Below are 13,786 nucleotides of genomic sequence, written 5' to 3' on the forward strand. Positions count from 1 at the left end.
GTTCATTTTTAACTCATGGTACTACTCGCACCCCAACGCCCGGGCGCCCCGCCCGGCGTGGGCCCCCCCGCGCCCCCCACGCCCGTCTCAGGAGCGCGGTCAGCGCTGGGCGCCACGCACCGCGTCGACGAGTTCCGAAGAGCTGCGCGCGGCCGGCCAACCGAGGCTCATCCGGACCGGGACCACCAGGGCGTCCCGCAGAACAGCGGTCTCCAAGCCGGAAACCGGGGCCTTTTCGGTCGTCTTTCCGTTCCCCATGACAAATCCTCCTACGGTGGTGTACCAGGGCTTGCCCGACCATGCTTGCGCACGACACTTCGCGTCCGCTTCGAAAACACTTTCTTTTTGCCTCCGGCCCGGGGCCAGAGGTCCCGACGGGTCGGTGAAGCCGGCGCGCGCCACGCCCGAATCCAGGCCGTTTCGGCACTTATGCGCTGTTGGCGTTCGACATCGGACCCGCGACCCGCTGCCGCGGTATCACCAGGCCGAACTCATAGCTCAGGGCGACGGCTTGGGCCCTGCTGCTGATTTCCAGCTTCCCCATGGCGCGGTTGAGATGTGTCTTCACCGTCGCTTCGCTGATGTGCAGAATCTTGGCGACGGTCGAGTTCCCGTACCCCTTGGCGACCAGCTTGAGCACCTCGGCCTCGCGCATGGTGAGCGTGGCCAGCCTGGATCCGTCGTATTCGACCGGCGTGGTGCGATGGGTGCAGATGTCGACCAGACGTGACATCACGCCGGGCGAGAACACCATATTGCCGCGGGCGGCGGCCGTGACGGCCGCGGTCATCTGCTCCGGCGGGATGTTCTTCAGGAGAATTCCGCGAGCACCTGCGTGGAGGGCCGCGTATATGTCATTGTCATCGACTGTCGAGGTGACGAGGAGGGCGGTCGGCGGATCCTCGGGGTCCGCCTCCAAGATGCGCTGGATGGTTTCCGCCCCGCCGAGATCCGGGAAATCCGTGTCGATGATGACGATATCCGGTTTGATGCCCTCGGCCAGCGCACAAGCTGTTTCACTGTCCGCGGCCTGAGCCACCACGCTCAGCCCCGGCACCGCGTTCAACAGCGCGGAAAGCCCCAGCCTTGTCCAGGGGTGCGCATCCGCGATGAGTAATGTGGTCTCCGCACCCTCCACCACATCACTGTCTCCCCCGCTGATCAAATGTTCCTCCTCCGGGCCGAACCGGCCGACCAGACACCAGAAACCCTTGCATGCACCGGTGACACACGCAAGGAAAAACTGACCGGGCAGGTCGCTGATTACGCGTAAGTCGGCGGAATCCAGGACTTCCAGGTCAACGGGTGAACAGGTGATGAAAGACGCGGATGGCCGTCACCCATCGCGGTACGCCCATCGGCTCACCAGGCCGCTTTCCACTCCGCGCGGTAGTCCGAAGCCCCTGGCCGCATACCTCCGCCTGGCCGGTCGGCAAGCCACAAACCCCTTCCCATCTGCGACAATGCACGGAATTATCGCTTCCTCTTTTTCTTCGACTTCCCTTCGACCGGTCGGCCGAGCCCGGCCCGGCTCACCGCCTGGGAGTACACGGGGGCCGAATACGGTCGAGGGTGGATGACGGGCATCCGCAGAGAGTGCAGTTACTGCTACACCGGCCGCTGTATGTTCGCGATGGGCTGCGTTGATACGTTCATCGGCACGCCACTGGAATTGCCGAGTGCCTTATCGGGTAACTGTTCTCCCGGCCCGGAGAACACACAGGTGGAGGTTTCCGTTACGTGAGCTTGTCTCGTGTCATTAGTAGAATGCTGTCTACTACCCGAGGGTTCACGTTTGTCTCAGGAGAGTCGGCCGAATTTCTCAGCTTCGCCGATCTCAAAGAGGCTGCCGAGGGCATCGGCAGAGGGGTCGCCGCCGCCGGCTTCACGCCAGGGGACCGCGCCATTCTCATGCTCTCGGACCAGCGTGAGTTCATCACCGCCTTCTTGGGAATGGAGCGGGCCGGGGTGATCCCGGTCCCCGTCTTCCCACCCGCCCTGCCGACCCGGACCGATGCCTACCGGGAACGTCTGGCCTCTCTTCACGCCTCGTGCCTGCCGCGTCAGGTCATCGCCGATGAACGGCTCTTCGACCTGTGCGCGGAGTGCGTCGGCGAGCGGCCGTTGCTCTATGCCCAGCTGTCCGCCGGTGAGGCGACCGAGCGCCGGGCGGAGCGGCCGGACGACCCCACCCTCTTCCTGCCGTACTCCCCCGAGACCCCCACCTGGCCCCCTCCGCCGTATTCATTCACGCGGCGCTTTGCCCCCACGGGGTTCCGGGAGCCGACGGTCACCCCGTCGTACACCCTCGCCCCTCAGCAGGCGAAGGAATCACCCGATGACGCCCCTCCAAAAGGCAAGCAGGGCGGGCAGGGCGGGAACGCGCAGGACGCCCCGATCGGGATCGCCGCCGACTGGCTGACCGGCGTCTGGCAACAGTGCGCGGTCAGGCTTCCCGCCGTATCGCGAACCGCAGATGGAAAGTGATGAAAGTGAACGAAGTGAAGACGTCCACGGATCTGGACGCGATTGTTGACACCCTGACCGCGGCCTTCCTCGAGGACGACCCGGTCGTCAATTGGCTGATACCGCCCGGGACTCCGGAGCGGGAGCGCTATCTGCGCGGCTTTCTGCGGGCCTGGGTGAAATTCATGCTGGACCACGAGGGGACCGCCATCGTCACGCCGGACCACAGTGGCGTCCTCGTGTGGGAGCCCTCGCCCTCGGGCAGGACGGTCCCCCTCACCGCGGAGGACGAGGAGGCGTTCCTCGCCGATATCGCGGCCTCCACCGGCCCCGCGGAGAAGCGCTGCCTGCAGCTCATCGAAGCGCTCGACTCCAACTATCCGCACGACCTTCCGCGGCACGGACATGTGGCGCTCGCCGCCGTCCACCCGGATGCGCGCGGGACGGATGCCAGGACAGCCCTCACGGACGAGCTGGTACGACTCGCCGTATCCCTCGATCTCGGAGGCTACTGCGAGGCCTCGTCCGAGCGGAACGCCCTGCTGTGGGAGCGGCTTGGCATGCAGCGCATCGGCGAGCCGATTCAACTGCCGGAATCCGACGTCACCTTGACTCCCATGTTCATTCCGCCGCCCGGAGTCCAGGGTTGAGCGTGCCGCGGGGCCGACTCGGAGGGTCCTTTGATGCGTGAAAACCCCTTGCACAGCTACAAGCTCTATATCGCGGGCAAGGACGTCGAGGGCGACGGCTGGGTGTACACCGTCAGCGCACAGTCGCTGCTCGAAGACGTCTTCACGAGCGTCAGCCTGAAAAGGGATCTGGAGCGGAATCCCGAATCCACGGCCGCGGACCACCCCTATGTGGTGGGCCGCTGCGCCGTCGCGTCCGATGCCGCCATCGATCTGGCCACGGAGGCCGCGGCGTCGGCCGCACCGGGCTGGGCGGCGATCCCGCTGGAGCGGCGGATGCGTCTTGGCACGCTGTTCCGCGAGGCGCTGGACCGCCGCCGGGACGAGTTCCTGGACATGCTGGTCGCCGAGGGGCATCCGGTGAGCCTGGCCCGCTGGGAACTGAGCTGCCTGTTCCAGGTGTACAGCGAGGAGAGCCTGGGCTGGTACCGGCAGCGTATGCACACGGAGTTCGAGCACGCCGGGCGGCGGCTGATCGTACGCCGACGGCCCGACGGCGTGGTCGCCTTCAACCCGCCGCAGAACGCCCCCGCGCCCAGCGCCGCCCTCGCGGTGCTCGCCCTGATGGCGGGCAACGCCGTCGTCGTACGGGCGCCCCGCTCCATCGCCCTGTCCACCATGTGGGTGCTGCGCGAGGTCGTGGCGCCGCTGCTCGACGAGGTCGGGGCGCCCCCCGGCGTGCTCAACGCCGTCTGCTCCAACCCGAAGCAGACCCTGGACCGGTGGATCGAAAGCCCGCTCATCGACGACATCTTCTACATCGGCGGCAGCAAGGAGGGCCTGGCCTTCCAAGAGCGGTGCGTCGCACACGGCAAGAAGCCGATCCTGGAGCTGGCCGGCAACGACAGCATCGTCGTATGGAAGGACGCGGACCTCACGCGCGCCGCCGAGGCGATCTGTGAGTCGTTCTACGGCTCCGGGCAGATCTGCATGGTGCCCAACTGCGTCCTGGTGCACCCCGCCGTCGCCGACGAGCTGATCGCCGCGGTCAAGGAGCAGGCCAAGACCGTACGCCCCGGCTATCCCGAGGACGAGGGCGTGCTGCTGTCCCCGGTCCGCCGCAGCGAGCGCTTCTTCGGACTGCTCCAGCAGGCCCTGGCGGGCGGCGCGGAGCTGGTCACCGGCGGCAGGCGCACCGAGCTGGACGGCACCCCTTCGGACACCGGTGTCTTCCTCCAGCCCACCGTGGTGCGGGTGAACGGGCTGCCCGGTGCGCGCCGCCTGGACGTCGTACGCCAGGAGACATTCTTCCCGCTGCTGCCGATCGTCGTCCCGGAGCCGTCCGCCGATGACGAACTCCTCGACGGATTCCTCGATTTCGTCAACACCAACGAGTACGGGCTGCGCAACTCGCTGTGGGCGGAGTCCGAGGGTGTCATCGATGTGTTCGTCCACCGCGTCGTCAACGGCGGCCTGCTGAAGATCAACGACTCGCACATCGGTTTCCTGCCCTATCTGCCCAGCCATGGCGGGACCGGCCTGACCGGCGGGGTCTTCGGCGAGGCCAACTATCCGATGCTCAAGACCTCGCACCTCCAGGGCGTGTCCATCGCCCGTGGTGCCAGCCCGCGTGAGGCGGTCTTCGGGTCCTGACGGCCCGCCGCCCACCCCCAACCCTGCGCACCGCTCCGATTCACCACCGCACAATCCGGAGGACGTTACCCGTGACCGTGATCCAGGGAGCCCGGGTCGACACCGAGGAGGAAATCCTCAGCCTGTACCGCGCCCACCTCAGCAAGGGGCGGGCGACTCTCGCCGAGCTGTTCGGCAGCCATATGGAGGTGGAGTCCTCCGGGGCCTGGCTGACCACCAGCGACGGCGAGCGGTTCCTGAACACCGGTGGCTACGGCGTCTTCATCATGGGCGCCCGGCACCCCATCGTCATGGAGGAGGTGGAGCGCCAGCTGCACACCCACCCCACCGCGACCCGCATCCTGCTGGAGCCCACCGTCGCCCGCGCGGCCGAGGCGCTGGTCTCCGTCATGCCCGAGGGCCTGGACCGGGTGCACTTCGCGCTGTCCGGCGCCGAGGCCGTCGAGACCGGTCTCAAGCTGGCCCGCGCGGGCGGCCGCAGGCGCACCGTCTCGATGCTCGGCGGCTACCACGGCAAGACGCTCGGCGCACTGTCGACCACCGCCAAGGAGGTCTACCAGGCGCCGTTCCGCCCGCTCATCCCGGACGTCCGGCATCTGCCCTTCGGCGACGCGGAGGCGCTGGAGGCGGAGTTGCGCGCCCACCCCGGCGAGGTGTGCGTCATCCTCGAACCCGTCCAGGGCGAGGGCGGGGTGATCATCCCGCCCAAGGGCTACCTCAAACGCGTCGAGGAACTCGTCCGCGCCTACGACGGTTTCCTGATCCTCGACGAGGTACAGACCGGGTTCGGCCGGCTCGGCGAGTGGTGGGGTGCCGACACCGAGGGCGTGGTCCCCGATGTCCTGCTCACCGGCAAGGCCCTCGGCGGCGGTGTTCTGCCCGTCTCCGCGGCGGTCGCCACCCGCCAGGCGTTCCGCCCGTTCGACAAGGACCCGTACGTCCACACCGCCACCTTCTCCGGACAGCCGCTGCTGATGGCCGCCGTGCAGGGCGCCATCCGGGCGGTCAAGGAGGAGCGGCTGGTATCCAGGTCCATGGACCTCGGGGCGGTACTGCTGTCGCGGATCTCCGAAATCGCCCACCGCAACATCCCCGACCAGCTCGTCGAGGTACGCGGCCAGGGCCTGCTGATCGGGGTGGAGCTGGTCGAGGCGGGGCTGGCCGGTGAGCTGCTGATCGAGCTGTTCAACAACGGCGTCGTCGCCAACCACTCGATGATCGGCAGTTCGGTGGTGCGCTTCACACCACCGGCCACCCTCACCGACGGCGATGTGAAGTTCTTCCTCGAATCCTTCGACAAGGCCACCCGCGATCTGATCAGCGGCTCGGCCACCATGCCGGAAGGCGGTAACTGAACGTGCGGCACGTGGAACTGGACGCCGTGGTGCGCTCCGAGAAGGCGGAACACGTCTTCGAATGCGTCGTCAAGTGGGAGAAATATCCGCAGCTCGCCCCGCATGTGCAGGCCGCCACCGCACACGTCGCCCACCCCGCCGAGCAGGGCAGCTCGAGCTGGGAGCTGCACTTCCGCAGCGGGCTGCTGCGCTGGACCGAGGAGGAGCGGTTCGTCCCCGAGCGCGGTGAGATCCACTTCGAGCAGACCGACGGCGACTTCGACAGCTTCGCCGGGCAGTGGCAGATCACGCAGAGCGGCGATGATGTGCTGGTCCGCTTCGACGCCGACTTCGACTTCGGCATCCCGAGCCTGGAGGGGATTCTCGACCCCATCGCCGAGCGGGTGATCAAGGAGACGGTCGCCTGGGCGATCACCGGGCTGTTCGCCCGTACGGAGATACGTGGCGACGTGGGCACCCCCGAGGCCGCGGTCACCGGCGGCGCGTAGACCAGGCCCGGATGCGTAAGGAGAACGCGCAACCATGAACGGTTCGTTGGAGGGTGTCGCCGTGGCCGGCGGCGCGCCCGCGTCCGTGATCGTCGGCATCGGGGCGTACGTCCCCCCGAACCCGGTGACCAACCACGACCTCACCGCCCGTCTGGACACCTCCGACGAGTGGATCCGTACCCGTACCGGCATCTCGTCCCGGCATATGGTGCTGCCCGGACAGGCCACCTCGGATCTCGCGGTCGAGGCGGGCCGACGGGCGCTGGAGTCGGCGGGCCCGGAGCATACGGAGGGCGTGGACGCCGTGGTGCTCGCCACCACCACCCCCGACCGGGCATGCCCCGCGACCGCGCCCGAGGTCGCCTCGCGGCTGGGGCTCGGCACGGTCGCGGCCTTCGACGTCTCGGCCGTGTGCAGCGGATTCCTGTACGGGCTGGCCACCGCGACCGGACTGATCGCGGCGGGCACGGCCGGCCGCGTCCTGCTGATCGCCGCGGACGCGTTCACCACCCTCATCGACCCGCGGGACCGCGCCACCGCCGTCATCTTCGCCGACGGGGCGGGTGCCGTGGTGCTGCGGGCCGGTGAGCCGGACGAGCCCGGCGCGGTCGGTCGTGTCGTACTCGGCAGCGACGGCTCGCTCAGCGGACTGCTCCAGGTGCCGGGTGGCGGATCCCGGCAGCGCAGCCTGGGCGGGCCGGTGAAACCCGGCGACGAGTTCCTGCGGATGGCCGGGCGCGACACCTACCGGCACGCGGTGGGCCGGATGACGGAAGCGTCCCGGCAGGCGGTGCGGGCCGCCGACTGGGACCTCGCGGACATCGACCGGCTCGCCGCCCACCAGGCCAACGCACGCATCCTCGCGACGGTCGCGGACGACCTCGGCATTCCCGAGAACCGGCGGCTCTCCAACATCGCACACAACGGCAACACCGTCGCCGCCTCGATCCCGCTGCTGCTGGCCGACGCCACCGCCGACGGCAGCCTCGCGGCCGGCCACCGGGTGCTGCTCACCGCCTTCGGCGCCGGTCTGGCCTGGGGCGCGGCGACCGTCCTCTGGCCGGACGTCAAGCCCGGCTGAGGCCCCCGGCCACTCCCCCACTGTGCACCCTTCGGAAGGAACGCAGCCATGTTCGACACCCTCAAGGAAATCCTGGTCAACAAGCTCAAGGTGGCGCCGGAGCAGGTCGTCCCCGAGGCCACCAGGGAGGACGTCGAGCTCGACTCGCTGGCCGTCGTCGAGCTCTCCCTCGTACTGGACAAGGAGTTCTCCATCGTCATCAGCGACGACGAGCTGCTGGAGGTGGACACCATCGGCGACATGGCGCGCCTCATGGAAGAGCGGAGCGCGAAGGTCTGATGGGCCGCCACGACGTCGCCGTCACCGGACTCGGCCTGGTCACCCCGGCGGGAATCGGGGTCGGGCCGAGCTGGGAGGCGGCCCTGGAGGGGCGGCCCACCGCCGCCCATGACCAGGAACTCGCCGGCAACCCGGTGCGGATCTCCTGCCGCGTCCCGGACTTCGACCCGGATCTGCTGCTTGGCGGCCGCCGGGCCCACCGGCTGGACCGCTTCGTACAGTTCGCCCTGGTCGCCGCCCGGGAGGCGGTCGCCGACGCCGGGCTCGACCCGGCCACCTGGGACGGCGCCCGCGTCGGTGTGGTCCTCGGCTGCGCCGACGGCGGCCCCGCCACCGTGGAGGCACAGCACCGGGTGCTGCTCGAGGAGAACCCTGCCTGGGTGTCCCCGCTGCTGCTGCCGATGCAACTGCCCAACATGCTCGCCGGGCAGACCGCCATCGAGTTCAAGGCCACCGGCCCCAATCTGGTCGTGGCCACCGCCTGCGCCTCCGGTGCGAGCGCCATCGGCGCCGCGCGCGATCTGCTCACCCTCGACCGCTGCGACATCGTCATCACGGGCGGCAGCGAGGCGATGATCACCCCCCTGGTCATGGCCGGATTCGCCAAGATGGGCGCCCTGTCCAAACGCCAGGACGACCCGGCCACCGCATCCCGGCCCTTCGACGCCGACCGCGACGGCTTCGTCGCGGGAGAGGGCGCGGGTGTGCTCATCCTCGAACGCGTCGCCGACGCGGCGGCCCGTGGCGCACGCGTACGGGCCAGAATCGCCGGCTACGGCGCGACCGCCGACGCCCACCACGTGACCTCGCCGCACCCGGACGGCATCGGCATCGAGGCGGCGCTGCACGCGGCGCTCGCGGACGCGGGCGCCCGCCCGGAGGACGTCCAGCATGTCAACGCGCATGGCACCTCCACCCCGCTGAACGACCTGGCCGAGGGCCGTATGCTGCACCGCGCGCTCACCGGGGACCCGCTGGTGACCTCGACCAAGGGCGTCACCGGCCATCTGCTGGGCGCGGCCGGCGCGGTGGAAGCGGCATTCGGCGTGCTCACCGTCGAACAACAGCGTGTGCCGCCCACGGCCAATCTGCACACGCCCGACCCTCGCCTCGACATCAAGATCGCCACCGCCCCGACCACCACCCGTATCGACCTCGTCCTCTCCAACTCCTTCGGTTTCGGGGGGCAGAACGCGGTCCTGGCGATAGCGAGGGCGTAACGGACCCAAGGAGGCAACACGCGGGGACCACGGCGAGTGCCGCTCTCGTTCCCGGGGCTCGTCTACGCTGACGGACGGCGCGGGTATCACGGTGTCCCGCGCCCTCGTCGGCACTGCACGGCAGTCCGCGACCAAGCGGCGGCAGGGATGGCCCATGAACACGCGTTGGCCCCGTTCGCTCTCCTGCGTCATCGCCACCGCCATGTCCTCGGCCCTCCTCATCGGCTGCGGGGGAGAAAAACACGGCCGTAGCTGTTCCGGCCGCACGGGCAAGGACCTCTCCGGCCGTACCGTCGTCGGTGACGACCTGCTGCAGAAGACACTGCGCTGCGTCAACCTCGAAGGCTCCACGCTGACCGGGCTGGTGTCCGAAGCGAATCTGCGCCACGGCAACCTCTACAAAGCGCGGCTGACCGGTGCGTCACTGGAGAACGTCGATCTGCGCGAGGCCGATCTCCGCGGGGCCGACCTCAGCTCCGTCTCCCTCTCCCAGGTCGACCTGCGCGGCGCCGATCTGAGCGATGCCATGCTCGGCAAGGGGCTCCTCGAAGACGTGAGCTTCGGCGGCGCCCACCTGTCCGATGTGGATCTGCGGGCAGCCTCCCTCACCCACGTCGACCTCACCAAAGCGGATCTGAGCGGCGCCGATCTGTCCGGCGCCGCGCTGACCGACTCGGATCTCCGCGGCGCGCGAACGCGGGATACCGACCTTTCGACGACGACCTGGGAGAACGTCGTCTGTCCCGACGGCTCCCGCTCGAACGCCGGGACTTCCTGCACGAGCCATCTCACCTAGGCGGCCCGCGTCAGACGCTCGGCCGCATCCACGCCTTCGCGAAGCAGGTCGGCACGTCGAGGGACGCCGCCTCCTTGCGGTACGCCCGCGGCGACCGGCCGACGATGTCACGGAACGTACGGCTGAAGGTCCCCGGGCTGCCGAAGCCGACGTCGAAGCAGATGTCGGTCACGCTGCGGTCGCTCTCCCGCAGCAGGAACATCGCACGCTCGACCCGCCGCCGCTGCAGGTAGCGGTGCGGCGTCTCGCCGAACGTGGCCCGGAAGGTGCGGGTGAAGTGCGCCTGGGACACATGGGCGATCCGGGCCAGGGCCGGGACGTCCAGCGGCTGCGCATAGGCGCGGTCCATCGCGTCCCGCGCCCGCAGCATGCGGCGGTTGGTCTCTTCCGTGGCACGGCTCACCGCGCCATCACATCACAGCGACGGCCGGACCGCGCTCTCCCGTCCGTACTCTCCTTACGGACCCGTGACATGGTGGGCGCGGTGCGGTGGCGCCGGGTGTCCGCGGACCTAGTGTGGGGCGCATGCGCGTACTGGTCACCGGCGGTGCCGGATTCATCGGGTCCCATGTCGTCGAGGCTCTGGCGGAGCGCGGCCACGAGCCCGTCGTGTACGACGTGCGTGCCGACGCGGGATCGGATGTGCGAGACCATGCCGCGGTCCGCCGGGCCCTGTCCGGTGTCGACGCCGTATGCCATCAGGCGGCGATGGTCGGCCTGGGTACCGGCTTCGCCGAGGCGGCCGAGTATGTCTCCCGCAACGACCTGGGGACGGCCGTCCTGCTCACGGCCATGGCGGACACGGGAGTGCGGCGGCTGGTGCTGGCCGGCTCCATGGTGGTGTACGGGGAGGGTCGGTACCTCTGCGAGCGGCACGGGGTGGTACGCCCGGGCGCCCGGTCCGTCGCCGACCTGTCGGCGGGGCGCTTCGAGCCCATGTGCCCGGTGTGCGGAGCCGAGCTGTCTCCCGGGCTGATCGCGGAGGACGCACCGACCGATCCGCGGAACGTGTACGCGACGACCAAGCTCGCCCAGGAGCACCTGGGGGCGGCGTGGGCGCGCGTCACGGGCGGGTCGGCGGTATCGCTGCGCTACCACAACGTGTACGGCCCGCGGATGCCCCGCGACACTCCGTACGCGGGGGTTGCCTCGTTCTTCCGCTCCGCGCTGGCCCGTGGCGAGGCCCCGCGCGTGTTCGAGGACGGGTGCCAGCGGCGGGACTTCGTGCACGTACGGGACGTCGCCGCCGCCAATGTGGCGGCGCTGGAGGCGGGTTCGCCCGCGGGCGCGCTCGCGGTGTACAACGCCGGCAGCGGTGAGCCGCACACGGTCGGCGAGATGGCACGGGCGCTGGCCACCGCGTACGGCGGGCCCGAACCCGTGGTGACCGGGGAGTACCGGCTGGGGGACGTCCGGCACATCACGGCGGACTCGTCGCGGCTGCGGGCCGAGCTGGGGTGGAAGGCCCGGGTCGGCTTCGAGGAGGGGATACGGGAGTTCGCCCGCGCCGAGTTGCGCGGTCGGTGAGCGCGGCACCCCGAAGGTCCGCGCCCCGGCCGTTCAGCCCTCGGCCGCGGGGAGCGTCACCTCGAAGCGGCAGCCACCGGAGACGTTGCGCACGGTGGCGCGCCCGTGGTGGGCCTCCACGATGCCCCGGACGATCGCGAGGCCGAGGCCGGCGCCTGCCGGGGGTGTGCGGGCGTAGGTGCCGCGCCAGCCGGTGTCGAAAACGCGCGGCAGATCCTCCTCCGGAATGCCACCGCAGCCATCCGTCACGGACACGACGACGCCGTCCGCGGAGCGCTCGGCGGCCACCGCGACCGTGCCGTCGGCCGGGGTCCGCCGGATCGCGTTCACCAGGAGGTTGCCGAGCACCCGGCTCATCTCCTTGCCGTCCACCTCGACCGGCACCGGTTGGACGTGGTCGCCGACGAGCCGTACGCCGTGCTCGCGCGCGAGCGGGTCCGCACCCGCGAGAGCGTCACCGACGAGGTCGTACAGGGAGGTCCGGGAGGGGGTGAGGGCGAGGGCGCCCGCGTGGATGCGGGACAGCTCGAACAGGTCGCCCACCATGTCATTGAGCCGTTCGACCTCGGTGCGGATCTGGCGCAGATAGCGGTCGGGGTCCGCGGCGACGCCGTCCTCCAGCGCCTCGGACATCGCCCGCAGTCCGGCGAGCGGTGTGCGCAGGTCGTGCGAGATCCAGGCGACGAGTTCACGCCGGGAGGACTCCAGCGCCCGCTCACGGTCGCGGGATTCGGCCAGCTTGGCGCTGGTCGCCCGCAGCTCCCGGCTCAGCGCGTCCAGTTCGGCGGTCGCGGGTCCTTCGGGGCTGGTGAAGTCGCCGCCGTCGCCGAACGAGCGGGCGGCGACCGCGAGGGCCCGGCTGCGGGCGACGACCCAGCGGCCCAGCAGCAGGGCGGTGGCCAGGGAGACGACGGCCGCCATCGCGACCACGGTCGTGACGACGGTCAGGTCGTGTGCGGACAGGAACATCGCCCACGCCACGGCCAGCGTGCCGGCGAGCATCGCGGCCACGGCGACGGCGGCGACCACGGCGAGGTGCGCGATGAGCGAGCGCCGCCGGACCAGCCGCAGCACGCACGCCCCGAGCAGCCCGGCGGCGCCGGCACCGAGGAAGGCGAGCAGGGCGATGAGCAGCATGTCGCGCACGGGTCAGCGCTCCCGCTCGGCGGGGTCGAAGCGGTAGCCCACACCCCACACCGTCTGGATCAGGCGAGGTCGGGCCGGGTCGTCCTCGACCTTGCCGCGCAGTCGGCGTACATGGACGGTGACCGTGGACAGGTCGCCGAAGTCCCAGCCCCAGACCTCGCGCATCAGGTCCTCACGGCTGTAGGCGCGGCCGGGATGGCGCAGAAAGAACGCGAGCAGGTCGAACTCGCGCAGGGTGAGGGCGAGTTCGACGCCGTTCTTGACGGCGCGGCGGGCGGCGGGATCGACGGTGAGACCGGCCGCGTGGAGGGGCCGCGCTTCCGTTCCTGGCATGCTCGGCGTTCCGGGCGTGCTCGGCCGTGTGCGGCGCAGCACCGACCGCACCCGCAGCATGAGCTCCCGCGGGCTGAACGGCTTGGTGACGTAGTCATCGGCGCCGACCTCCAGGCCGAGGATCCGGTCGTCCTCGTCACCGCGGGCGGTGAGCATGATGACCGGTACGGGCTCGCGCCCCCGTATCCGCCGGCACACCTCAAGACCGTCCATGCCCGGCAGCATCAGATCGAGCACCACGAGGTCAGGCCGGTTCGCGGCGGCGCGGGCGAGCGCGGTCGGCCCGTCCTCTGCCCGGTCCACGGTGTATCCCGAGCGGCCGAGGTATCCGCAGACGACCTCGGCGACGGTGGGATCGTCCTCCACGACCAGGACGTGGGCGACTTCGGCCGGCCGCCGGCGCGGGTCCGTGGGTCCGGCCCCGGTCGGCTCGTATGGCTGCTGCATGGGTCCAGCCTGGCACCACTCCCCCCGTCCGGGCGGCTGCCCGGGCCCGCCGGGCTCCGATGTCCGTGTTTCGTAAGGAGCAGGAGTCCGATATGCGCCATTCGCGTTCGTAGAGTGAAGGCCGTGACCACCTCTCCCACGGAGCCTGTGGACGGCCCGGCACCGGCTGTCGACGTGATCCTCCCCTGCCTGAACGAGGCCGACGCCCTGCCCTGGGTGCTCGCGCACATCCCCGCCGGCTGGCGCGCGCTTGTCGTGGACAACGGATCCACCGACGGCTCCGCCGCCCTCGCCCGCGAGCTGGGGGCGGCCGTCGTCGCTGAGCCGCGCCGCGGCTTCGGCGCCGCCTGTCACACCGGTCTGACC

Annotated in this window: 16 protein-coding genes; 11 read left to right on the forward strand and 5 right to left on the reverse strand. The window is 70.2% G+C overall.

All coding sequences use genetic code 11. From position 1 onward, the window contains the following. Positions 1–99: 99 nt before the first annotated feature. Positions 100–258 carry a hypothetical protein gene (locus ACFV2X_RS23870; protein WP_358644855.1) on the reverse strand — a complete coding sequence of 53 codons (159 nt, stop codon included), beginning with the start codon at positions 256–258 and terminating at the stop codon, positions 100–102. A gap of 169 nt (positions 259–427) precedes the next feature. Beyond that, entirely contained in the window at positions 428–1,165 is a 738-nt protein-coding gene (locus tag ACFV2X_RS23875; protein ID WP_385619706.1) for a LuxR C-terminal-related transcriptional regulator, read from the reverse strand. 602 nt (positions 1,166–1,767) lie between these two features. Here ACFV2X_RS23875 and ACFV2X_RS23880 point away from each other — a divergent pair. The 9 genes from ACFV2X_RS23880 to ACFV2X_RS23920 all read left to right on the forward strand — a co-directional run bounded on the left by ACFV2X_RS23880 (position 1,768) and on the right by ACFV2X_RS23920 (position 9,967). Next, positions 1,768–2,487: an AMP-binding protein gene (locus ACFV2X_RS23880; RefSeq protein WP_385619708.1), complete on the forward strand. Its 720-nt coding sequence runs from the start codon at positions 1,768–1,770 to the stop codon at positions 2,485–2,487. Positions 2,488–2,492: 5 nt separating this feature from the next. Continuing rightward, positions 2,493–3,116 (forward strand): hypothetical protein, encoded by a 624-nt coding sequence (locus ACFV2X_RS23885; protein ID WP_385619711.1) that lies wholly within the window; start codon positions 2,493–2,495, stop codon positions 3,114–3,116. Between the two features lie 33 nt (positions 3,117–3,149). Beyond that, positions 3,150–4,748 (forward strand): aldehyde dehydrogenase family protein, encoded by a 1,599-nt coding sequence (locus ACFV2X_RS23890; protein ID WP_385619714.1) that lies wholly within the window; start codon positions 3,150–3,152, stop codon positions 4,746–4,748. A 71-nt stretch (positions 4,749–4,819) separates the two neighbouring features. Continuing rightward, entirely contained in the window at positions 4,820–6,103 is a 1,284-nt protein-coding gene (locus ACFV2X_RS23895; RefSeq protein WP_385619716.1) for an aspartate aminotransferase family protein, read from the forward strand. Between the two features lie 2 nt (positions 6,104–6,105). After that, positions 6,106–6,591: a type II toxin-antitoxin system RatA family toxin gene (locus tag ACFV2X_RS23900; RefSeq protein WP_385619718.1), complete on the forward strand. Its 486-nt coding sequence runs from the start codon at positions 6,106–6,108 to the stop codon at positions 6,589–6,591. 34 nt (positions 6,592–6,625) lie between these two features. Next, entirely contained in the window at positions 6,626–7,672 is a 1,047-nt protein-coding gene (locus ACFV2X_RS23905) for a beta-ketoacyl-ACP synthase III (protein WP_385619720.1), read from the forward strand. Positions 7,673–7,720: 48 nt separating this feature from the next. Further along, positions 7,721–7,951, forward strand: coding sequence for an acyl carrier protein (locus ACFV2X_RS23910; RefSeq protein WP_385619721.1), 231 nt, complete (start codon positions 7,721–7,723; stop codon positions 7,949–7,951). Next, positions 7,951–9,171 carry a beta-ketoacyl-[acyl-carrier-protein] synthase family protein gene (locus tag ACFV2X_RS23915; RefSeq protein ID WP_385619723.1) on the forward strand — a complete coding sequence of 407 codons (1,221 nt, stop codon included), beginning with the start codon at positions 7,951–7,953 and terminating at the stop codon, positions 9,169–9,171. Before ACFV2X_RS23910 ends, ACFV2X_RS23915 begins: the two co-directional genes overlap by 1 nt. 154 nt (positions 9,172–9,325) lie before the next feature. Continuing rightward, positions 9,326–9,967 carry a pentapeptide repeat-containing protein gene (locus ACFV2X_RS23920; protein ID WP_385619726.1) on the forward strand — a complete coding sequence of 214 codons (642 nt, stop codon included), beginning with the start codon at positions 9,326–9,328 and terminating at the stop codon, positions 9,965–9,967. A 10-nt stretch (positions 9,968–9,977) separates the two neighbouring features. Here the strand turns inward: ACFV2X_RS23920 and ACFV2X_RS23925 are convergent, their stop codons facing one another. Further along, positions 9,978–10,370: a helix-turn-helix domain-containing protein gene (locus ACFV2X_RS23925; protein ID WP_179284991.1), complete on the reverse strand. Its 393-nt coding sequence runs from the start codon at positions 10,368–10,370 to the stop codon at positions 9,978–9,980. A gap of 122 nt (positions 10,371–10,492) precedes the next feature. Between ACFV2X_RS23925 and ACFV2X_RS23930 the strand changes: the two genes are divergently transcribed. Beyond that, a complete protein-coding gene (locus tag ACFV2X_RS23930; protein ID WP_385619728.1) occupies positions 10,493–11,494 on the forward strand; it encodes an NAD-dependent epimerase/dehydratase family protein in 1,002 nt (333 codons plus the stop codon). Between the two features lie 33 nt (positions 11,495–11,527). Here the strand turns inward: ACFV2X_RS23930 and ACFV2X_RS23935 are convergent, their stop codons facing one another. Continuing rightward, positions 11,528–12,640 (reverse strand): sensor histidine kinase, encoded by a 1,113-nt coding sequence (locus tag ACFV2X_RS23935; RefSeq protein ID WP_385619730.1) that lies wholly within the window; start codon positions 12,638–12,640, stop codon positions 11,528–11,530. A 3-nt stretch (positions 12,641–12,643) separates the two neighbouring features. After that, the gene (locus tag ACFV2X_RS23940) at positions 12,644–13,420 is read right to left on the reverse strand and encodes a response regulator transcription factor (RefSeq protein ID WP_385619732.1); all 777 of its coding nucleotides are present in this window, start codon (positions 13,418–13,420) and stop codon (positions 12,644–12,646) included. Between the two features lie 114 nt (positions 13,421–13,534). Here ACFV2X_RS23940 and ACFV2X_RS23945 point away from each other — a divergent pair. After that, the coding region (locus tag ACFV2X_RS23945) for a glycosyltransferase (protein WP_385619734.1) at positions 13,535–13,786 on the forward strand (252 nt) is incomplete at its 3' end.

Source organism: Streptomyces sp. NPDC059679 (genome assembly GCF_042734105.1).
Lineage (GTDB): Bacteria > Actinomycetota > Actinomycetes > Streptomycetales > Streptomycetaceae > Streptomyces.